The 18,849-nt window shown below is 46.6% G+C and carries 16 protein-coding genes and 1 pseudogene; 10 read left to right on the top strand and 7 right to left on the bottom strand.

The features are described 5' to 3' along the window. Positions 1-128 precede the first annotated feature (128 nt). A complete protein-coding gene (gene chlP, locus QT994_RS20210; protein ID WP_333050110.1) occupies positions 129-1,349 on the top strand; it encodes a geranylgeranyl reductase in 1,221 nt (406 codons plus the stop codon). Between the two features lie 129 nt (positions 1,350-1,478). On the opposite strand, the gene QT994_RS20205 is transcribed toward chlP, so the two are convergent. Beyond that, positions 1,479-2,021 (bottom strand): Dps family protein, encoded by a 543-nt coding sequence (locus QT994_RS20205; protein ID WP_333177512.1) that lies wholly within the window; start codon positions 2,019-2,021, stop codon positions 1,479-1,481. Between the two features lie 355 nt (positions 2,022-2,376). Between QT994_RS20205 and QT994_RS20200 the strand changes: the two genes are divergently transcribed. The 3 genes from QT994_RS20200 (at position 2,377) to QT994_RS20190 (ending at position 4,968) form a co-directional block, all read left to right on the top strand. Further along, entirely contained in the window at positions 2,377-2,628 is a 252-nt protein-coding gene (locus QT994_RS20200; protein ID WP_333177510.1) for an Asr1405/Asl0597 family protein, read from the top strand. Between the two features lie 67 nt (positions 2,629-2,695). Continuing rightward, a complete protein-coding gene (locus QT994_RS20195) occupies positions 2,696-3,358 on the top strand; it encodes a (2Fe-2S) ferredoxin domain-containing protein (RefSeq protein WP_333050114.1) in 663 nt (220 codons plus the stop codon). A gap of 275 nt (positions 3,359-3,633) precedes the next feature. After that, positions 3,634-4,968, top strand: a complete 1,335-nt coding sequence (locus QT994_RS20190; protein ID WP_333177506.1) for a hypothetical protein — start codon at positions 3,634-3,636, stop codon at positions 4,966-4,968. 38 nt (positions 4,969-5,006) lie between these two features. Here QT994_RS20190 and QT994_RS20185 read toward each other — a convergent pair whose 3' ends face one another. Then, positions 5,007-7,169 carry a flavin-dependent dehydrogenase gene (locus QT994_RS20185; protein WP_333177505.1) on the bottom strand — a complete coding sequence of 721 codons (2,163 nt, stop codon included), beginning with the start codon at positions 7,167-7,169 and terminating at the stop codon, positions 5,007-5,009. Positions 7,170-7,362: 193 nt separating this feature from the next. Here QT994_RS20185 and QT994_RS20180 point away from each other — a divergent pair, with 193 nt between their 5' ends. Further along, positions 7,363-7,596: a hypothetical protein gene (locus tag QT994_RS20180; RefSeq protein WP_190662685.1), complete on the top strand. Its 234-nt coding sequence runs from the start codon at positions 7,363-7,365 to the stop codon at positions 7,594-7,596. A 184-nt stretch (positions 7,597-7,780) separates the two neighbouring features. Here the strand turns inward: QT994_RS20180 and QT994_RS20175 are convergent, their stop codons facing one another. Continuing rightward, on the bottom strand, positions 7,781-8,392 hold the full coding sequence (locus QT994_RS20175; protein ID WP_333177502.1) for a hypothetical protein: 612 nt from the start codon (positions 8,390-8,392) through the stop codon (positions 7,781-7,783). 209 nt (positions 8,393-8,601) lie between these two features. Continuing rightward, positions 8,602-9,681: a M23 family metallopeptidase gene (locus QT994_RS20170; RefSeq protein ID WP_333177499.1), complete on the bottom strand. Its 1,080-nt coding sequence runs from the start codon at positions 9,679-9,681 to the stop codon at positions 8,602-8,604. 160 nt (positions 9,682-9,841) lie between these two features. Between QT994_RS20170 and QT994_RS20165 the strand changes: the two genes are divergently transcribed. Then, on the top strand, positions 9,842-10,558 hold the full coding sequence (locus QT994_RS20165; protein WP_333050123.1) for a phosphatase PAP2 family protein: 717 nt from the start codon (positions 9,842-9,844) through the stop codon (positions 10,556-10,558). A gap of 207 nt (positions 10,559-10,765) precedes the next feature. Here the strand turns inward: QT994_RS20165 and QT994_RS20160 are convergent, their stop codons facing one another. Further along, positions 10,766-11,653, bottom strand: a complete 888-nt coding sequence (locus QT994_RS20160) for an aspartoacylase (protein WP_333177496.1) — start codon at positions 11,651-11,653, stop codon at positions 10,766-10,768. Positions 11,654-11,813: 160 nt separating this feature from the next. Here QT994_RS20160 and QT994_RS20155 point away from each other — a divergent pair, with 160 nt between their 5' ends. From QT994_RS20155 to QT994_RS20140, 4 genes are all read left to right on the top strand, one after another. Then, positions 11,814-12,704: a LysR substrate-binding domain-containing protein gene (locus tag QT994_RS20155; RefSeq protein WP_333177493.1), complete on the top strand. Its 891-nt coding sequence runs from the start codon at positions 11,814-11,816 to the stop codon at positions 12,702-12,704. Between the two features lie 105 nt (positions 12,705-12,809). Beyond that, a complete protein-coding gene (locus tag QT994_RS20150; protein WP_333177492.1) occupies positions 12,810-13,322 on the top strand; it encodes a dihydrofolate reductase family protein in 513 nt (170 codons plus the stop codon). A gap of 65 nt (positions 13,323-13,387) precedes the next feature. Beyond that, entirely contained in the window at positions 13,388-13,723 is a 336-nt protein-coding gene (locus tag QT994_RS20145; RefSeq protein WP_333177490.1) for a XisI protein, read from the top strand. 7 nt (positions 13,724-13,730) lie between these two features. After that, positions 13,731-14,027 (top strand): hypothetical protein, encoded by a 297-nt coding sequence (locus QT994_RS20140; protein ID WP_333177487.1) that lies wholly within the window; start codon positions 13,731-13,733, stop codon positions 14,025-14,027. Positions 14,028-14,110: 83 nt separating this feature from the next. Here the strand turns inward: QT994_RS20140 and ileS are convergent, their stop codons facing one another. Further along, on the bottom strand, positions 14,111-17,701 hold the full coding sequence (gene ileS / locus QT994_RS20135) for an isoleucine--tRNA ligase (protein ID WP_333177484.1): 3,591 nt from the start codon (positions 17,699-17,701) through the stop codon (positions 14,111-14,113). 263 nt (positions 17,702-17,964) lie between these two features. After that, positions 17,965-18,523, bottom strand: a pseudogene (locus QT994_RS20130) (Uma2 family endonuclease). Between the last annotated feature and the right edge of the window lie 326 nt (positions 18,524-18,849).

Genomic DNA, 18,849 nt, shown 5'->3' with positions numbered 1-18,849 from the left:
TTCGTATCGAACTGTTAAGCTCTGTTTCATTTCATTGAAATCTCCCCTGCTTCACGCCACTGCATCCAAACTCCGTGATACCATCACACCTGAGTAATGCCTATAGTAAAAAACTGGAGAGAAAAGCTTTGACACTAAGGGTTGCAGTAGTAGGTTCAGGCCCTGCGGGTTCTTCCGCCGCCGAAACATTGGTAAAAGCAGGCATCGAAACATACCTATTCGAGCGTAAATTAGACAACGCCAAACCCTGCGGTGGGGCGATTCCCCTGTGCATGGTCAGCGAATTTGACTTGCCGCAAAGTATTATTGACCGCCAAGTCAGAAAAATGAAAATGATCTCCCCCTCCAACGTCGAGGTGGACATCAATATTGAAAACGCACACGAATACATCGGTATGTGCCGGCGGGAAGTGCTCGATGGCTTCATGCGCGATCGGGCGGCTTCGTTGGGTGCGAAACTGATTAACGGCACCGTTCACACATTAGAGATTCCCGCCAACAATACTGACCCCTACACACTCCACTATGCCGACCACTCCAACGGCACCGCTGTGGGAACTCAGAAAACTCTGAAAGTGGATTTGGTGATTGGGGCCGACGGCGCTAACTCCCGCGTAGCAAAGGCGATCGACGCTGGCGACTACAATTATGCGATCGCCTTCCAAGAACGCATCCGCCTGCCGGAAGATAAAATGGCTTACTACCAAGACTTAGCCGAAATGTACGTCGGCGACGACGTATCTACCGATTTCTACGCTTGGGTGTTCCCCAAATACGACCACGTAGCCGTCGGTACTGGCACGATGAAAGTCAATCAAGCCAGTATCAAAAAGCTGCAAGCAGGAGTCCGCGCCCGCGCTGCCAAAAAACTGATGGGCGGTGAGATTATTAAAGTGGAAGCTCACCCCATCCCCGAACATCCGCGTCCCCGCCGGGTTGTCGGCCGAGTTGCTCTCGTAGGCGACGCCGCAGGTTATGTTACCAAGTCTTCCGGCGAGGGAATCTACTTTGCTGCCAAGTCTGGCCGGATGTGCGCCGAAACTATTGTGGAGATTTCCAATAAAGGCGCGCGCATTCCGACTGAAGAGGAAATTAAGCTTTACCTGAAGCGGTGGGATAAAGCCTACGGCATTACTTACAAAGTTCTCGACATTTTGCAGCGCGTGTTCTATCGTTCCGACGCTACTCGCGAAGCTTTTGTGGAAATGTGTGCCGATCGCGACGTGCAGAAACTCACATTCGATAGCTATTTGTATAAGACTGTAGTACCCGCTAATCCCTTCATCCAGATGAAGATTACCGCCAAAACCATTGGTAGCTTGTTGCGTGGCAATGCTTTAGCGCCTTAAAATTCCCTGCGGCTAAGCGTACTTTGTATAAAAAAGCGGGCAGTCACAAAACTGCTCGCTTTTTTTTTAGCTAAGGTAACAAACCGCGAAGGCGCTAAGGGCGCGAAGGAAGAGAAAAAAGAAGAATTGTTAGTTCAAGTTCAACTGCACTAAGGTATCGGGGGCGAGGAAGTGGGAAATGTGATAAGCTCGCTCTTCTGTTTTTAGCAGGATTTTTTCGTAGAGGTAGCGCGTAGCTCGATCGCCCAAACTTTCTGCTTGTCCTGCTTGACGCCGCAGCAAACCGAGGATAGCTTGCTCGGCAATTAAATCGTGTTCCAGCATTTGGCGGCAAGAATACACGCCGTCTGGTTCCGGCTCGAAACAGCACAGTTCGGCTAACTTGCTAAAACCCGCTGCCGGTATGCCGCCCAACCCGTTTAACCGTTCGCCCAACTCGTGGACGCTATCTTGAGCTTCTGCGTAGCTTTCTTGAAAGAATTGGTGCAAGGAGTAGAATTCTGCCCCTTCCACCACAAAATGATGTTTTTGATATTGCAGGTATAAAGCCTGAAAACTGGCCAGCAGCGCGTTCATCCCTTCACAAATCGGTGCTGTGACTGAATGTTCAAGTAGAACAGGGTTTTCGGCTATGTGGCCAAATGGTCTCAATGCACTCTGAGTCTGGGCCATGGGTGTTCTCCTCTCAATAGGCAGTTTTGTTGCCAATAGAGTCAGTTTAGCACCCTAGATTTACCCGTCAAGCAGCGTCTGCCTCGATAGTGGAAGATTTTATAGAGTAAGAATTTTTTTTTGTAAACCTATTGAGAATAATTAGCAGTTGGGTTATGCTTAAAAAAGATTCTCGTTCTGAACACTTCCTGAAAGTGGGGCGCACCTTCGGAAGGCAGAAGGCAGAAGGCAAAAGGCAGAATTTTTCAGGAAGGGCTGTCGATCATCTTTGATGTTCTGCTGCAATCTGGCTTTTAACTTCTACCCGCTACCAGTCAGGGAAAAAATTAATGCAAATTATTACTGTTGTCAAAAAATGAATCCAGCAGATGCAGAATTAGAAGTTTGTGACATTGTGCAAGTTAGTTGGCTAGATAGGTGGCAAGTTTACAAACGCTTGCAAGAACTAGAAATTCCCTGCTGGTGTGCCGTTGACCAACCTTTGCGGGCAAAAATCAACACTATTAAGCAAGCTGCTCAGCTAATCAGCGTGTTGAAACAAGTCAGCGCTTCTAGGGCAGAACAGGTGCAGTGGCTGGAGTGCTGCTGGCAAATGAGCTCAAGCTAGAAGGAAGTTTGGCCACGAGCAGTGTACAAGATGTAACGGATGTAACCGATTTAAAGGAGTCATAACAATGTATAAATCTGGCAAGCAAGTTTCCGAATTCAGTTTAGAGGGAGAAATCCTCGGCCTGATTATTGAAGATGGCTGCAAACTTAAATATTTGCGAATTAGCAATGCTCGCGGAGTAGAATTTCTTGTTAAACTTTCCAAGGAATTGCGGTCATTTCTGTTACCTGTTTTGACGCCCGGGTTGAAAGTTCAAGTTGTAGGTGAGAAAGAACTCAATTTAAAAAACGGTAAAATAAAACTTAAAGCTCGCAGCCTTAAGCTGGCTCAAGGTCAAAACGATCGATCGCCAGAACTGCTCGACTCCACCAATGGGTCTGTTGCGGTAGGGACATCCGACGATCGCGCGATCGGCAAAAGCGAATTCTCCTCTTCCACAGCAGCTCAAACTGTAAAATCTCCGGCAAAAACCCAAACCAAAATATTAATATGTCAAAAATCAGACTGCCAGAAGCGGGGCGCTGGAGGAGTCTGTAAAGCTTTAGAAAATGCTTTGAATTCGCGCGGTTTAGAAGACCAAGTTACAGTTCAGGGAACCGGATGTCTCAAACAGTGCAAAGCGGGCCCAGTTATAGTTGTGATGCCGGACAAAACTCGCTACAGCCGCATTGCACCGGCAGAAGTTCCAGCAATCATTGACAAACATTTTGCAGTTGTTAAAGCTTAGGCGATCGAATCGCTGCTGAATACAGTGCGCTAGACATCGGGAAAAATTATTCCGATCGGACTGGCGGCCAAAAACTCAAGTCTTCTGAGTGCTGGTGCGCGAACCTTACGCCTTAATTTGAGTTTGGCTTGTAGTTCGATCGCGCGACTCGATTCAGAGGCTATTGTCCGAAAAAACAGAAAAAATGACAACAACTATTACTTAGGGGCTTCCTTCGGGAGAATATCTAAGGATAGACTGTATCTGAGACACTGTGAGTATTGGGATAAAAAGCCATGTCAGAAGCTGATCTTCGAGCCCATCAGCACCAACCGCACCCTGCTGTTCCATCCGATACCGAACCATTGCAATCAAATTTTGCTGCTGCTGGGGGTTTTGAGCCGATCGCCTCCGATGCGACAGACACTCCTGCAACCGTTCCCCAACAGCCAGAAGAAGACTGGCAAACAGTAGATTTTCCCAACGCCATCAGTGTAGATGCAATTCCCACAAAACCTGAAACAAAAAATTCGCAATCTCCGACACAGCCGACTGAGGTGGGATCGCCCCCGATTTCAGAGAATCTAAAAAATATGCTTGGGAATGCCGAACAGGCTAAGGGCAAAGGATCAACCCCAGTCACCCTCATGCAAGCGCTGCACGAATGCAACCGCGACCTTTTGCAGCGCATCGCGCAGCTAGAAACAGCTCTCGAAGAGTCCCAAAACACCTTGCAGAATCGCGAAACTTTGCTAGAACAGCGGACTGCAGAACTCGAAAATACTCAAGAACAATTGACGCGGCTGTTTGGCAAAGTGGAAGTTTCCCATCAAACCCTCCAAAGTCAAGAAATTTTAGTCGAAAATTTAAGAAGTCAGTTGGCAACCAGCCAAGTCAGGCTAGCGACTGTTGAGCGAGAATGTGCGTCTACTGTGCAGCGCTACAACGAACAGTTGCACCAGTTAGTCGCCACAGAAAATATTTGCAGGGAATTGCGAGCTCGCTTGCACCGGCAGCAGCGCCACACCCTGCAATTCAAAGCTGCCTTGGAAAGAAGTTTGGACAGGCCACAGGTAAAGTCACCGAGGATCGAGTCGCCTGACAATGCAGAGGATAGCGCCAGCGCGCAATTAGAATCATTGCTCGCGGCGGTCAAAAGCTCTCAAGTTCCGCTGCCGCCAGCCTTTAACGCTTCCCCTGTCCAACCTTGGTCGGAAACCGAAGAGCATCCAGAGGTAGCCGCTGTTGTCGAGGCGATCGAGCCTGAATCCCCAGCCCCTCTAGAACTCAACAAATTAGCCCAAGTATCCGCCATTCAATTACAGGAGACCGAAACCTACCAGCCTCATGAGCCGGCACCTGACTCGGCCCCTGCGGTTGCGGAACCTGAACTGCCGGTGGCGGAGTCGGAACCCGAAACTGCTGCTACCAAAGTAGACACCCAAGAATTGGCCAGGGCTTTTCAAATTTTGAATTCAGTTGAAACCTTTGGCATTCAAGAAGTGCGATCGAGTGTGGCAAAAGCTACAGCAGTTGCCCAACCCGACTGGCTGAGCTTGATTGCCAGTCCGCTGCGGGCTTCTAAAAAACGTCGATCGCTAGCTGAAATTGAATTGCCGAGTTTTCGATAGTGAACGGAAGTTGCTAGTGTTGAGTTTTAACTCAAAACTCAACACTCTTTTCTCCCTTTTCCCATCCCGTAGGTGAGAGCATAGCTGGTAGCCAACAGCCACAGCCAAACAGCCGGATACCGGGGCTCCAACCAAGGCTGTACTCTGCGGGCGAAGCTGGGAAGCCATCCGAACAGCCAACTAGCCAAAGCCAGCAGAGTAAAACTCAAGTAACTTCCCAGCCAGCGCCAAATATCTCCCAAGGTGACAAAATCTAAAATCCACAAGAGGAGAGAAGGGTTTTTTCCGGCTGCTTCGATCGCCAGTCGATTGAAAGTTAGCCAGTCGGTTCTGTCTTTAATAAAAGTTTCGGCTACGGTGAGTTTTTGTCCTGCCAAAATACCGAAAAAGGTATTGAGAATTGAATTAATTCTTTGGGGTGGCAAACTGCTGCCGGTAGGAACCATCATGCCTTTAGAAAATAGCCAAGTCACGGAAACATTGCTCTGGTAGGCGCGAATTTGGTTTAAGTGATTTGCCGTCAACAAATTGTGCTTTAATGCTGTATCCAAAAGGTCTGTTAAGCGAAAAAGATTGCGGATAAGAGAGCCGAAGCCGGTGAAAACGAGGGGAGATTGCAAGGATGCTGCGTCGCCGATCGAGATTAGGCGATCGATCGCCACGGAGCGATCGCTGCTGTTGCTGCTAAAATGCCCGGGAATATAACCAAAGGTCGGTTTTTTCCACACCAATTTATCGACATCGCAGCGGCGGTATTCTGGTAAAATTGCGAAAAAATCCTCGTACATTTCCAGCAAAGAACCGGGATTCTCTGGATGTACTTGGTGGTAGTGAAATAGATAAACTGTCAGTTCTGTGCCGGCGCCGGGAAACAACTCCCAAATGAGCTGGCGTCCGCGAGAAATGTCCCCGTGAGTGTAAAGCACATCCCCGTACTCGGAATCCCACACTCCCGGCTCAAATCCTGCGTCGATGACTGCTCCCACCGTCGGACAAACGCTGTCAAAAGCCCGCCCTTCGTTCAATTGCCAAGCGATGGGAGAAGCCGAACCCATTGCATCCACCAGCAGCCGTCCTAATGCAGTGCGATCGGCTTTGGTCGGCAAGTGGTGGCCTTGAAATACTACTTTTTCTGCTTCAACATCCGCTCGGATAAACTCAGTTTCGTCCCAGATTTCCCCACCAGCTACTGTTAGCTTAACTCCTGCTAAATACAGCAATTTCTCCCCGTCCAAAGCTACATTTAGTACCTTCGGTGTGTGCAGAACTGGCGCTTTAGCAACGGGCGGATTGTTAGCATCAAAAAACTTGTTGTAGCCATCTTTGTATTCTCTGGCAATCAAAGTTTCGATTTCTGCAGCAGTAAATAAACCCAAATCAATTAAGCTTTGAATTTCATCCCGCGAAATATTCCACTCGCGATTCATCCGCCCGAAAGGCATTCGTTCAACTAGCAGCACCCGGTAGCCTAATCTCGCCATGACTGCGGCGTGAATCACTCCCAAGGCCCCGCCAATATAAATTAAATCGTAAAAAGTATCGCCAGAATCAGACACCGAAATTGTACCTTCTCCCCTCTTCCCTGTTCCCTCTTCCTTCTTCCCTCTTCCTCCTTCCTTCTTCCCTGTTCCCTCTTCCTTCAAAAACACTACTTGTTTTGGCTTTTGAGGATTGCGAGTGCCTTCGCGCCAACGTTGCTCCCACCAGTAGACGCGCTTGAGGTCGTATTCGCCTTCAGGCATTTTTTGGAAGTATTTGACGGTCAGGGGGTAATAGGGGGCAAGAGCGTCAAAAATTGACTGTTTGGAGAGGTCTATGACAGGGGGCTCGGGGTAGCGATCGGGAAACTTGTTTCTCACAGCAAGATTCAGAGCTTCCAGGAACTTTTTTTCTCCCGCAGGCGCCTCTTCTAGACGAAAGACTTTTAAATAAGTGGTGCGCTGCAGTGACCAGACAAAGGTGGAAAGTTCTGTCGATCGCCAATTTTGGTTTCCTGAATTGCTGTCAGCGAAGGAGGGTTTGGGATTGGCATTTTGAGTGCCCGACAACATAACCTCGGCTGCTGTTACGTTTGAAAGCAGGCGAAAACCGTCAGGAGTAATAATTTTTTCTCCGATTCCGGGATCGAATTCGTGCTGCAACCAAGTGCAGACGGCTGCTGTATCTGGTGTGGGGACTTCTAGATAAAGAATTTCTTGCATGATTACGGTGTCAATTCTGAATAAATTAATAAAGATGGGGGAGTTGACAAGGGAGCAAAGTAGGCTATACTCCCGAATACTTATCTAGTTTTAAATAAGTTTACAATGTTCTCAGATTTTTAGGTTTTTGATCGCTCTTGCTCTCGGTTGGCCCGCAGTGGCTGAACATCTACTCCTTTCGGTATGCACTTTTATGAATTATCCCATTCCTACGAATCCTCAAGAAATGATTGCTTTGCGACAGCAGCCACTGAATGAAGAATTGGTGGCGTCGGCGATCGCGGGTGTGATTCAAATAGCTCGATCGCGATCTCAGTCTTTGGATGAATTGAAGGCTGAGGTACTCGCGGACGACAATCTGCTCGATTTTGCTCAGAGGCTATGGCTGAGCGACATTGTGGCTCAAGCTTGGAACAATTTGCCCTAAATTGTCAACATCCAAAGCATTCTTCCCAACGTGATCGAGCTGACGACAATAAGCTGATGACAGCTATATTGTCCGGTAGAATTTGCGATCGTGTAAAAATTATAGACTTATTGCATAAATCTGCGATCGGGAAACCCCAGATAAACGCAGATAAACGCAGATGCGTTTCAAGATAGCTTGAGTTTCAGATGTTCGCCGCATTTATTAAATATTTTAAAATGCCAATAATTTGACTAATATTATCAATGAAATAATCATTTAGATCGACTTCCATAATTTGATTGCTAAGTCGTAAAAATTTCCAATTTGTCCCTGTTGTGACCACCCCATATATTTCGGAAATATTATTGTTTCTTCTTTCATTAAATATTTGAGCGGCAATCATTTCTGCCATACATTGTGGAAGTCCAGCTTGGATATTATCATTTTTAGCTTCAACCAAGGCGACAACCGGGGCTTTTATTAGCAGTTGTTCGGGAGAACGACTAATCAGAAAGTCACAGAAACCAGTTAATCCTTTTTCTAAATCTACATTAAACTCTTTTCCCGAGAAAAAGCTAATTTGATACTTAAACTGCTTTCTAACTTCAACTAAAATAGGTGTAACAATTAATTCGGAGCGAGCTTTTTCAGTATTAATTGCTAAAGCCAAAGAAATATTTTCTTGCAGAGTTTGACTGAGAAGGTCGCTATACTCGGATTCGGGTAAATTGGCAAAAATACCAACTTTGTCAGCAATGGTAATGCCAAAGTTGGTTTCAATCATTTCTAGGTTGGTGAATTGACTGTATGACATTCTTAAGGTTTTGTGTATTGAGTTTTGATTTTTAGGGCGGGCTCGCGTGCCCACCCCACAAGAGTTTAAATTAACCGGGACTCACTTAAACGTCTCGATTTCCTACCTTGAATACATCTGCGTTTATCTGTGTTTATCTGCCTTACATCTGCGGTTTGTGTATCAATGAAAGATTTATGCAATTGCTCGTCTATGGTAGAACTTATCCACTACCGCAACTCAACTTCTCGCTTGACTTCTGCTAAAACTCGATCGCCCCGCGTCAACCTATATTCGGCCCGCCAAACTCCGGGAGTCAGAGGAGAATTCGTACTGTTTCTTTTGCCGACATAACCCAACCAAGTGCGGCTGGGGGCTTTAATTTCATTGGTCTGATCGGCAATGTTTGTGCCGTTGGGTGCAAATAATTTGTATTGTTCGCGATCGCCCTTGAGCACTCCGTAACTTTGCACCCAAAACAACAAAGCTGGACTGTTTGCAGGGAGTTGAGTCTCGGAAAATTGTCCTTCCCAGACAGCGTTAATATCGGGTGGCTTATTGGCAAAACCAGCCCGGATTAAACCTGTGGAAATATAGTTGATCGGCTTGTCCCAAATTGGATTGCGGGCGGTGTTGCAGCCTACCTTCGCGTCTGGCCCGACAAACGGATCTACGGGTTTGCCTTGATAGCGAAAAGTTACGTGTACGTGGGGGAAAGAGGCCATCCCAGAGTTTCCCACCATGCCCAAAACTGTGCCTTTTTGTACCTGCGTACCCGGTTTGACGGCAACGCTGCCTTTGCGGAGGTGGCAGTATTGGGCTTCCCAACCACCGCCGTGGTCGATTACCATGCCGTTGCCGCATTCTGTGCCTGCGATGCTGGCTTTGTCTGTATCGTTTTGTAAACGCCGATCGACCACACCATCTCGCGATCGCAAAACTTTGCCTGCAGCGGAGGCAATAACTGGAACTCCTTTTGCCATTGCTTTGGCGTCGGGAATGGCAAAGTCTGTGCCGTCGTGCCCGTCGTAGGTTTGGCGCCCACAGCCAAAATCGAGGGCGGTGGGGCCGGGTTCTCGATCGAAATACAGCAATACAAAACAGTCTTTGCCTAGGGTACAGTCTATCGGTTGACCGAATTGCGGGTTGTTCGGCTTTTGGGCGACTGCGGTCGAAACGAGACGCTGGGCGATCGTGTGGGCTTCGGCGATCGGCGCACTTACTCCGCTCTCACTATCACAACTAGAAAGACTTGTCAACCCCAAGACCAACAAAATTGCAGAAATGTATTTTTTTGATAGTATAGTCATTCGCTGGTTAGATGTAAAAGCTGAGGTGGGTAGTGAAAAATCAATTAATGATTCAGAATAGAGGGGAGCAAGAATCTAGACGATTGGTAAGGCTTTTTCGTTTCCTATATTTGTTATATTATTTTGAGTTTGAACTTTTAAAATTTTAATTACTTCAAGAATGCGCTCTAAAATTCGATCGCTCATTTCGATCATTCGGCTGTCCGGGCTTGCTGTTGCTGCTTTGGCGATGTGGGGATTTGCCACCCTTGCCCAAGAGGTTTTGGAAAAGGAAACCTACGCTTTCGATAAATCTATTTTACTATATCTTAGGAGCCTTCACACTCCGCTGCGCGATCGCATCATGCTCGCCTTTACATTTTTGGGGGAGCCAAATTTGCTGCTAGCCCTGAGCGTGAGTTTGGGTATTATCTTGTGGTGGCGCAAACATAACTCCGAAGCCACAACTATTGCAGTTACGGGCGCAGGGGCGCTCGGTTTAAATATACTCTTAAAACAACTGTTTGCACGCGCTCGACCTCAACTTTGGGAGCGCGCGGTTGAGGTGAAATTTTACAGTTTTCCTAGCGGACACGCCATGATTTCAATGGTTGTTTACGGTTTGCTGGGATATTTATTGGGTTCCCGTTTTCCCAAGCAGCGCTGGTGGATTTACAGCTTGACAGTTGTATTAATTGCTGCTATTGGTTTGAGCCGGCTTTATCTCGGAGTTCACTGGCCTACCGATGTTATTGCTGGTTATATGGCTGGTTTTATATGGCTGATTGCCTGCATTTTAAGTTTGGAAGTATGGAAGCAGTTTCATGATTCTCGTCCAGTTCCTGAAGAGAATTTTTTGTCGCCTGACTCCCATAATTTAACCGATCAAGAACAATAAATAAGCTTTGTAGTGAGGACTTCAGTCCTCATAAACTTCCGATTAATTGCATTCCTTACACCCAACAATAAACAAGGTTCAATCCTTCGGACTTCAGTTTTTTTTCAATCCGAAAAATTACATTCCTTACTATCACCCATAAAAATAAACAAGGTTCGATCGTTCGGACTTCAGTCCTCTTACAAATCCGAGGACTTGCATTCCTCACTACAAACTATTAAGAACAATTTGCTTTTGGGTCAAACACATGGCAATTCCTTTTTCGTAGTAAGCCGCCTCGTTAATAAAAATTGGATATACCGTCGATTTACCTTCATACCAGACAGACTCGCCATCAAAGGTCAAAAACATCGGATCGCCGGGATTCAGGGCTTCATAATCTCTGGATTGTAGCTGAGGATGAATCATTGCCTGAATTTCTCCCTTTTCGTTTCTGGGATAGTCGATCGCCCCAATGGTGTGATAAATAGTCAGGGGATTCTTTGCAGCAGGCATTGTGCCTTGATTGTAGGCTTCTACGCCGTCTAAGATTCGGCAGACAACTTGCTCAGTTTGCTGAAATAAAGACGCATCTAATACCCCTTGCGGGACTGCACCAACTTCCAGCGTACCGCCTAATTCGGAAAGCGATCGCAGCAAAGGACTATCATGATTCTTGGTTGTAGAAGCGAGTACCTTGAGGTGGGGATAGACAGAGGTTAAATAAGCTGCTAGTTGCAGGTTAAATGGATGATGGCTGGCGAGAATAAATGTTAGCCCCATGTTGGACGTGGTGCTGTGCAAATCGATAATTACGTTGGGCAGATGAGTGTTTTTTGAGCTAAAAATGCCGTAGATTTCTTTCGCCCGCTGCGCTTCATAGCTGGAGAGATGGGGATTTTCTAAATCTTGCTTTCTAAAGCAGCGGTTGAGGTCGATATCGATGTAGCGTGTCCCGATTTCGCAAGCTTTGGGATTGGCTAGCAGGGTGATAGTTTCAAAAGTCGATCGCCCAATTAACTCTGGCGCGCGATCGAATTTCTTCACGAGGTAAATTCCTGTGAGTTCGTTTCCGTGGGTTCCTCCCACTATGGCAACACGTTTAATTTGGTTCATAAACAAATAACTTCCTATTCCAACGGCAACAATATCTCTCAAAGTCTGTTGACTTGAGATTAATAAGGTCTTACTATCCAGATTAGCTAAGGTCTTAGTATATGTCCAATATTGGATTAAGTAGTAAGCTATATTTAAAAGATATAGTAGTAGCTAATTAATGGAACTTCGACATTTGCGGTATTTCATTGCAGTAGCAGAAGAGTTGAACTTCAGTCGGGCTGCGGAGCGTTTACACATGGCGCAACCTCCTCTCAGCCAGCAAATTCGGGCGCTGGAAGACGAGATTAAGGTGCAGTTGTTCGATCGTACCAAGCGACCCCTTGAGTTAACTTGGGCAGGACAGGTTTTTTTAGAAGAAACTCGTTTGGCCCTCGCGCAGGTGGACAATGCTGTCAAAACCGCAAAACGCGCCAGTCGCGGAGAAATCGGGCGTTTGATTGTGGGTTTTAACAGTTCTATGGCAAACTGTTTGTTGCCTGATATTTTGCGAGTTTATCGATCTCGATTTCCGAAAGTGGAACTGACTTGGCGGGAGTTAGCAACATCGCTGCAATTGCAAGCACTGCGCGATCGGCATTTGGATGTTGGGTTTTTCCATTTAATGTCATCAATGGTTCAAGAATCAGATTTATGTTCAGTGACGATTTGGCAAGAACCTTTGATTGCGGCACTACCAGAAAATCATCGGTTAGTTAATGAAATTCAAGTTTCTTTAAAAGAACTTGCACAGGAATCGTTTATTCTTCCGTCTCGTCAATTTGCACCCGGTTTGTCCGAACAAATAGAACATTTGTGCCAACAATTTGGTTTCTCTCCTAATGTTATTCAAGAAGGGACAATGATGCTGACAATACTCGGCTTAGTCGCGGGCGGCGTGGGAATTGCTTTGCTGCCGGCCAATGCTCAAAATATTCAACGGAAGGGCGTTATTTATAAAAGTATTGCGGAATCTACGCCAACTGTTCCGATGGCAGCGGTATGGAGGGCAGACGATAATTCGCCGATTTTGCGCGAGTTTTTGGAAGTGACAAGGGCGATCGCCAAATAGGTGAGATACAGCCGATAAATTACAAATTACCAAAAGGTACCTCCGACTCCAGAAAACTGCTGTAGTATTATAAACTATCTGTATAGCATTTATCGAGGTGTTGCCATGCGTAAAGTTGTACTATTCATTGCATCTAGTCTGGACGGTTATATCGCCCGATCGAACGGCGATATTGACTGGCTGTTTACAGACCAAAATTACGGTTATAGTAAATTCTTAAATAGCATCGATACGGTTCTCATGGGTCGGAAAACATACGAACAAGTTCTAACTTTTGGCGAGTATCCGTACCAGGAAAAAAAGAGTTATGTTTTTACGAAAAATCTAGATTTTCAAGCTACTTCGGATGTCGAAATGGCAACAGATTTAGAGATTTTTGTCAATGATTTGCGCTTGCTTGAGGGCAAGAATATTTGGTTGGTGGGAGGTTCTCTGCTGATTCGCGATTTCCTGAATCAAAATTTTGTTGACGAGCTAATTCTCTCGGTGCACCCGGTTATTTTGGGCGAGGGAATCCCTTTATTTGTTAATCCCATAAATACTACAGTTTTGCAGTTAACTGGATGTCAGACATACAGTTCTGGTATGGTTCAGCTATCTTATGATGTGGCGACTTGAGGGCGCGCCCAATTGCTAAGTCGCTTGCAAAAATAGGGCCAGTTGGTTATCAAAATAAGTTGGTAATGGAAAAATTAATCACATATCGACAAATTGTGCAGCAAATGTTACTGGAGTACGGCAAGCGCAAACCTGCTCACGGAGACATTGAAGTCGAGACAATTCTTGATACAGAACGAGATCATTACCAAATCTTCTATGTTGGCTGGGACAAGCAGACTAGGGTGCATCACTGTAGCATTCACATTGATATCAAGGGCGGCAAAATTTGGCTTCAATGGAATGCCACTGAAGATGATATTGCTGAAGATTTAGTAATAGCCGGAGTTCCCAAAGAGGATATAGTTTGGGGATTTCAGCCGCCCTTTATGCGGCAGTATACGGGTTATGCAGTGGAATAGATAGCAGATGATGAAATGTGTTTGCTGCTTGTTGCTATTAATATTTTTTGTCTGGGTCGCGCTTCCTGCTGATGCCTCTATATGCCGCAATTATCAAGGAAGCGAGATTTGCATTGTCGATATCAAACGCAGTGCGAAAAACTATTGGGAATACAGGGTAATTCTTAGTGTTGATGGAGTGAAAAAGCCTCTAGAAGTCTACAATTGCCGCGATCGCACTACAGTTAAGAAAGATGGAACTGTTTTGGCGTTTGGACAAAACAACACTGGTGAAATCGTCTGCGGTTTTTTTAATCAGAAATAAGTAAATGAAGTTATTGTAGGGTGCGCTTCGGGGTGAATGTGGCTACCACAAACTCAATAATTTTTCCCGAAGCGCACCCTACGTTAGAATTTGCCGTCTACTGCTGAAACGCAGCGTTCGCAAATTAGCGGATGTTCGATCGACTCGCTGACGTGAGTCGAGTAATTCCAGCAGCGATCGCATTTTTCCCCGTCTGCTTTCACTACACCAATCGCCAACTCGGGAGACTGATAACTGTACGGCAATTCTTGCAGGATTGCATTCGATTCTACCAGTTCCACTTCCGAAGTAATGAACAAATACCGCAGTTCGTCTACACCGTTGGCGATCATTGTAGAATCGTGCGTTACAGCTATGGAAGCAGGAATTTCTGGTTTGGGTGCGATCGCAACTAATTCTGCTTTCGGGATTTCAAGTGTTTCTACAAGCGCCGTTTCTATTGGGGCTGTTGGTACGATCGCCTGTGTTTCTACAAGCACAAGCGCTGTCTCTACTGGCGGTGCGAGTACCATCGCCTGTGTTTCTGCAAGCACAAGCGTGTTTGTCCGGCCCACCACATCTGCTGTCATAAAATCAATTTTTTGAGCCAGTTGTTGACGGTTGGCGGCAAACAGCAAGTGACGGAAAGCAAACCAGATTGTAAATAAGATGCCGATGACTTCTAATAAGCCTCCCAAAAGCGGAATCTGATTCATCGTATCCAAAATCGCCAGCGTTACTCTACCCGTTATCACTACAGAGGCTAACAGCCCCAGTGTGACCAGCACTTTTTGGTATTCTGTGACAAAGTTGCCCGCGTATTCAGGCAAATTAGCCACAAATTGGACCGCTTGATCTAAGATTGGCTGCGAATCTGAAGCCGACAGTTCAGGGGCGGAATACTCTACTATCTCAGAAGATCGATCGCTCTTTTGTGCGATCGTTTCCGCCTCAACATAAACTGTGTTTTCTGTCAACACTTTGGCAACTTTTGCCGCTTGTTCTTCCTGTTTATCTTGTGCTGCTTTTGCTTTCTCCTCTGCGGCTAACTCTATGACGGAATTTTGCGATCGCACATAATCCACCAATCCTTCGCTGCTGGGATTCAAAGCTTGCAATTGCTGTCTTTTCTCAACATCGGGAACATACAATAAAACCTTAGCTTCCAAAGAAGAACCGATCGCCTTTTCAATCCGGGCTTTTTCCAAAACCTTGTTAACTTCGCCGCGCACTTGCCGCAAATACTGCCAGCGAGTAGCCAATTCTGGATTATGCCACGAAGCATCAATTTGCACCCAGCCGGCTTCAAATACTGACTTGTAAGGAGTCGGATAGGGAAGGTACTGCCAAATATCCTCAGCCATGTGACACAACACAGGTGCGATCGCCCTTGCTAAATTCTCCACAGCAATTGCAATCACCGTCTGACAACTCCGGCGGCGACGGGTATCTGTCGCGCTGATGTAAAGTCTATCTTTGGCAATATCCAAGTAAAAATTAGACAAATCCACCGTGCAGAAATTCTGCACAGTTTGGAAGAATCGGGAAAATTGGAAGCTGTCAAAAGCATCTTGAACTTCCGCAAATACTTCGCCCATTCTGTGCAGCATATAGCGGTCGAGTTCCGGCAATTCCTCGTAAGCAACGGCATCTTTTGCCGGATCGAAGTCGTGCAAATTGCCCAGCAAAAACTTAGCTGTATTGCGAATTTTGCGGTAAACATCCGATTGCTGTTTGAGAATGTTTTTGCCCAAAGGCACGTCTGCCGAGTAGTCTACGGAAGACACCCACAACCGCAAAACATCGGCTCCATATTCCTTAATTACGGCTGCTGGATCGACGACATTACCTTCAGATTTGCTCATCTTCCGGCCTTTTTCATCGAGTACAAAACCGTGAGTCAAAACTGTTTTGTAAGGAGCAACGCCGTTAGTTGCTACGCTGGTAAGCAAGCTGGATTGAAACCAGCCGCGGTGTTGGTCTGAACCTTCCAAATAGATATCAGCAGGATAGTTTAATTCCGATCGACCTTGGGCAACTGCGGCCCAGGAAGAACCCGAGTCAAACCACACATCCATCGTGTCGGTTCCCTTGCGGTAAGTGCGGCCGTTATTGCGGTAAGATTCCGGCAGCAATTCATCGATCGACAATTCCCACCAAGCATCGGAACCCTTCTCGGCAAAAAGGGCTTGCACATGGGCGATCGTTTCTTCATTTAACAGCGGTTCGTTGGTTTCTTCGTCGTAGAATACGGGAATCGGAACGCCCCAAGTCCGCTGGCGAGAAATACACCAATCCGATCGATCGCTAACCATTGCCGTGATTCTATTTTCCCCTTGGGCGGGAATCCAATTCACCTCGGCGATCGCTTTTAGCGCTTCATCTCGGAACCCTTCAACGGAGGCAAACCACTGTTCCGTCGCCCGAAAAATGGTCGGCTTTTTCGTGCGCCAATCGTAAGGATAAGAGTGAGGGTAACTTTCCTCTTTAATCAAACAATTTGCTTCGGCAAGGGCATCAATCACTGCGGCATTGCCATTTCCGAGGACATTTAAACCTGCGAACTGTCCTGCTTCTGCGGTAAAATTTCCGTTCTCATCTACGGGGGTTAAAACTGGCAAACCGCAGCGTTTTCCGACGATAAAGTCTTCTTGTCCGTGGCCGGGTGCGGTGTGCACCAATCCCGTACCAGAATCAGCGGTAATGTAGTCACCGCCGGCAACAATTGGACTTTCGCGATCGAACAGGGGGTGTTTGTAGCTGCAACCTTCTAATTCTTTGCCTTTGAAGGTAGCAAGTATTTTTAATTCAGTGTTAAAAGTTGCCGACAGCCGATCGACCGCATCGACAGCTACTAACATAAATTGTTGTGCGATGTGGGAATTTGCCGGCGGTTCCACCACCGCATAAGTCAGTTCGGGATTAACTGCGATCGCCAAGTTTGCCGGAATTGTCCAGGGAGTAGTCGTCCAAATCGCTGCCCAGAGGCTCGGCATATAGCGTTTGAGCTTCGACTGCAAAGATTTTGACAATTTTCTCACATGAAAGCCGACGTAGATGCTGCGCGACGTGTGGCCTTCGGGATATTCCAATTCCGCTTCGGCGAGGGCTGTTTTCGAGCTCGGGCTCCAGTGAACAGGTTTGAAGCCGCGGTAGATGTAGCCTTTGAGCACCATTTGACCGAAAACGCCGATTTGAGCGGCTTCGTATTCGGGTTTCAGAGTTAAATACGGGTGTTCCCAGTCGCCCCAAACGCCGTAGCGCTGGAAGGATTCGCGCTGCTGTTCCATTGTTTGCTGCGCGAAGGCGGAGGCTTTGCGGCGGAGTTCGATCGGCGTAAGATTTAGCCGCTCCTCCGATTTCATGTTCTGCAATACTTTAAGTTCGATCGGCAATCCGTGACAATCCCAACCGGGAACGTACCGGACTTTTTTGCCGCGCAGCATTTGGTAGCGGTTGATAAAGTCTTTGAGGATTTTGTTGAGGGCGTGGCCGATGTGGAGTTGTCCGTTGGCGTAGGGTGGGCCGTCGTGGAGGATGAACAAATCGCCTGGGTTATTTTCCGAAAGGCGATCGTAGATTTCTTGATCTGCCCAAAATTGTTGCAATTCTGGTTCCCGTTTGACGGCGTTGGCGCGCATATCAAACTTGGTTTTGGGCAGGTTTACCGTGTCTTTGTAAGATTTAGCTTCCATTTTTGAGAAACGTTTTATGTAGTTAGTTGTTAGTAGTTAGCGGTTATTTGAAAGATGATATCAAGTCCGGTTAAATAATCATAATTAATTTTGTAGTGACAACTTTAGTCATCTCTCGTCATTGAAGAGCTGACAACCAGATATTTTAGTATAAGCGATCGACCGCACATTCGCTCGAAGCAAATCCGTAGAGATCTCTCTCTTCTCTTCCTCTGCGCCCTCTGCGCCCTCTGCGGTTAAATCATTCATAAACCGAGGTGGCGCTACTCAGTCAGCCAACTGAACATTTCACCGACGGTGAGATTAAAGGATTCGGCAAACGGGGGAACGGGGATGCGATCGCCCGGTTCTTCAAAAACTGCTATGGTGCGATCGGCAAAATAGACAAATACCAGTTCTTCTTCCGGGTCAATCAACCAGCCCATCTGGGTTCCGTGGCCGAGACTGTGGAGAATGTTGCGGACGACTTTAGTTTGACTTTGGTCGGGGGAAAGAATTTCGATTGTGCAGTCGGGGGCGATGGCGAAAGTGTTGGCTACTTCGCCGTTTTCATCGCGGGCAATGCGTTCCCAGGTAAAGACTGCAAGATCGAGTCGATCGACCTCCAAAGGTACAGCGCAATTCTGGATAGGCGCGGGCGATGCGTTGGGGTTTGAGTATCCGGTTAATGTCAGCACCCAAATCGCTTTGAATTGTGCTGTGTTTTCCTTGGGGCATAGGTTTTTGGATAATTTGACCATCGATGAATTCGCTGGCGGGTTTGGTTTCCGACAGTTGGAGAAATTCATCGAGATTCAAAGGTTTAGCCGGGCTTTGAACCATTATTTTTATTTAATTTAAGTTTAATTTGTATTAGTTAAGCGATCGTGCATTTAATTTATCCAGAAAATGGGTCTAAAACCCCGTCCTTCGCTTGACGGCTTTAAGGGGTCTAACTCGTTTGACGGCGAGTCCGACAGGGATTGAAATCCCTGTCTCATAGCGCAAGTCCTCTGCAAGAGGACTGAGGAGGTTGATTAACGTGAAATGCGAAACTAAACATCAAGTTGAATTTAGACTTGCAGTCGGTTTTAACTGAGATCTTGCACCATTCTCAATAAGCCCTTGCATCCTGTACCAAAATGTGAAATAAAGGGCGTATAAACAAT

This window comes from Microcoleus sp. S13_B4 (genome assembly GCF_036700885.1).
Lineage (GTDB): Bacteria > Cyanobacteriota > Cyanobacteriia > Cyanobacteriales > Microcoleaceae > Microcoleus.
This window is presented reverse-complemented; position numbering and strand designations above follow the sequence as displayed.

Coding starts and splice junctions, on each gene's coding strand:
- QT994_RS20205 (WP_333177512.1), bottom strand. CDS start 2,021: ATGGCCCAGACTCAGAGTGCATTGAGACCATTTGGCCACATAGCCGAA.
- QT994_RS20200 (WP_333177510.1), top strand. CDS start 2,377: ATGAATCCAGCAGATGCAGAATTAGAAGTTTGTGACATTGTGCAAGTT.
- QT994_RS20195 (WP_333050114.1), top strand. CDS start 2,696: ATGTATAAATCTGGCAAGCAAGTTTCCGAATTCAGTTTAGAGGGAGAA.
- QT994_RS20190 (WP_333177506.1), top strand. CDS start 3,634: ATGTCAGAAGCTGATCTTCGAGCCCATCAGCACCAACCGCACCCTGCT.
- QT994_RS20185 (WP_333177505.1), bottom strand. CDS start 7,169: ATGCAAGAAATTCTTTATCTAGAAGTCCCCACACCAGATACAGCAGCC.
- QT994_RS20180 (WP_190662685.1), top strand. CDS start 7,363: ATGAATTATCCCATTCCTACGAATCCTCAAGAAATGATTGCTTTGCGA.
- QT994_RS20175 (WP_333177502.1), bottom strand. CDS start 8,392: ATGTCATACAGTCAATTCACCAACCTAGAAATGATTGAAACCAACTTT.
- QT994_RS20170 (WP_333177499.1), bottom strand. CDS start 9,681: ATGACTATACTATCAAAAAAATACATTTCTGCAATTTTGTTGGTCTTG.
- QT994_RS20165 (WP_333050123.1), top strand. CDS start 9,842: ATGCGCTCTAAAATTCGATCGCTCATTTCGATCATTCGGCTGTCCGGG.
- QT994_RS20160 (WP_333177496.1), bottom strand. CDS start 11,653: ATGAACCAAATTAAACGTGTTGCCATAGTGGGAGGAACCCACGGAAAC.
- QT994_RS20155 (WP_333177493.1), top strand. CDS start 11,814: ATGGAACTTCGACATTTGCGGTATTTCATTGCAGTAGCAGAAGAGTTG.
- QT994_RS20150 (WP_333177492.1), top strand. CDS start 12,810: ATGCGTAAAGTTGTACTATTCATTGCATCTAGTCTGGACGGTTATATC.
- QT994_RS20145 (WP_333177490.1), top strand. CDS start 13,388: ATGGAAAAATTAATCACATATCGACAAATTGTGCAGCAAATGTTACTG.
- QT994_RS20140 (WP_333177487.1), top strand. CDS start 13,731: ATGATGAAATGTGTTTGCTGCTTGTTGCTATTAATATTTTTTGTCTGG.
- ileS (WP_333177484.1), bottom strand. CDS start 17,701: ATGGAAGCTAAATCTTACAAAGACACGGTAAACCTGCCCAAAACCAAG.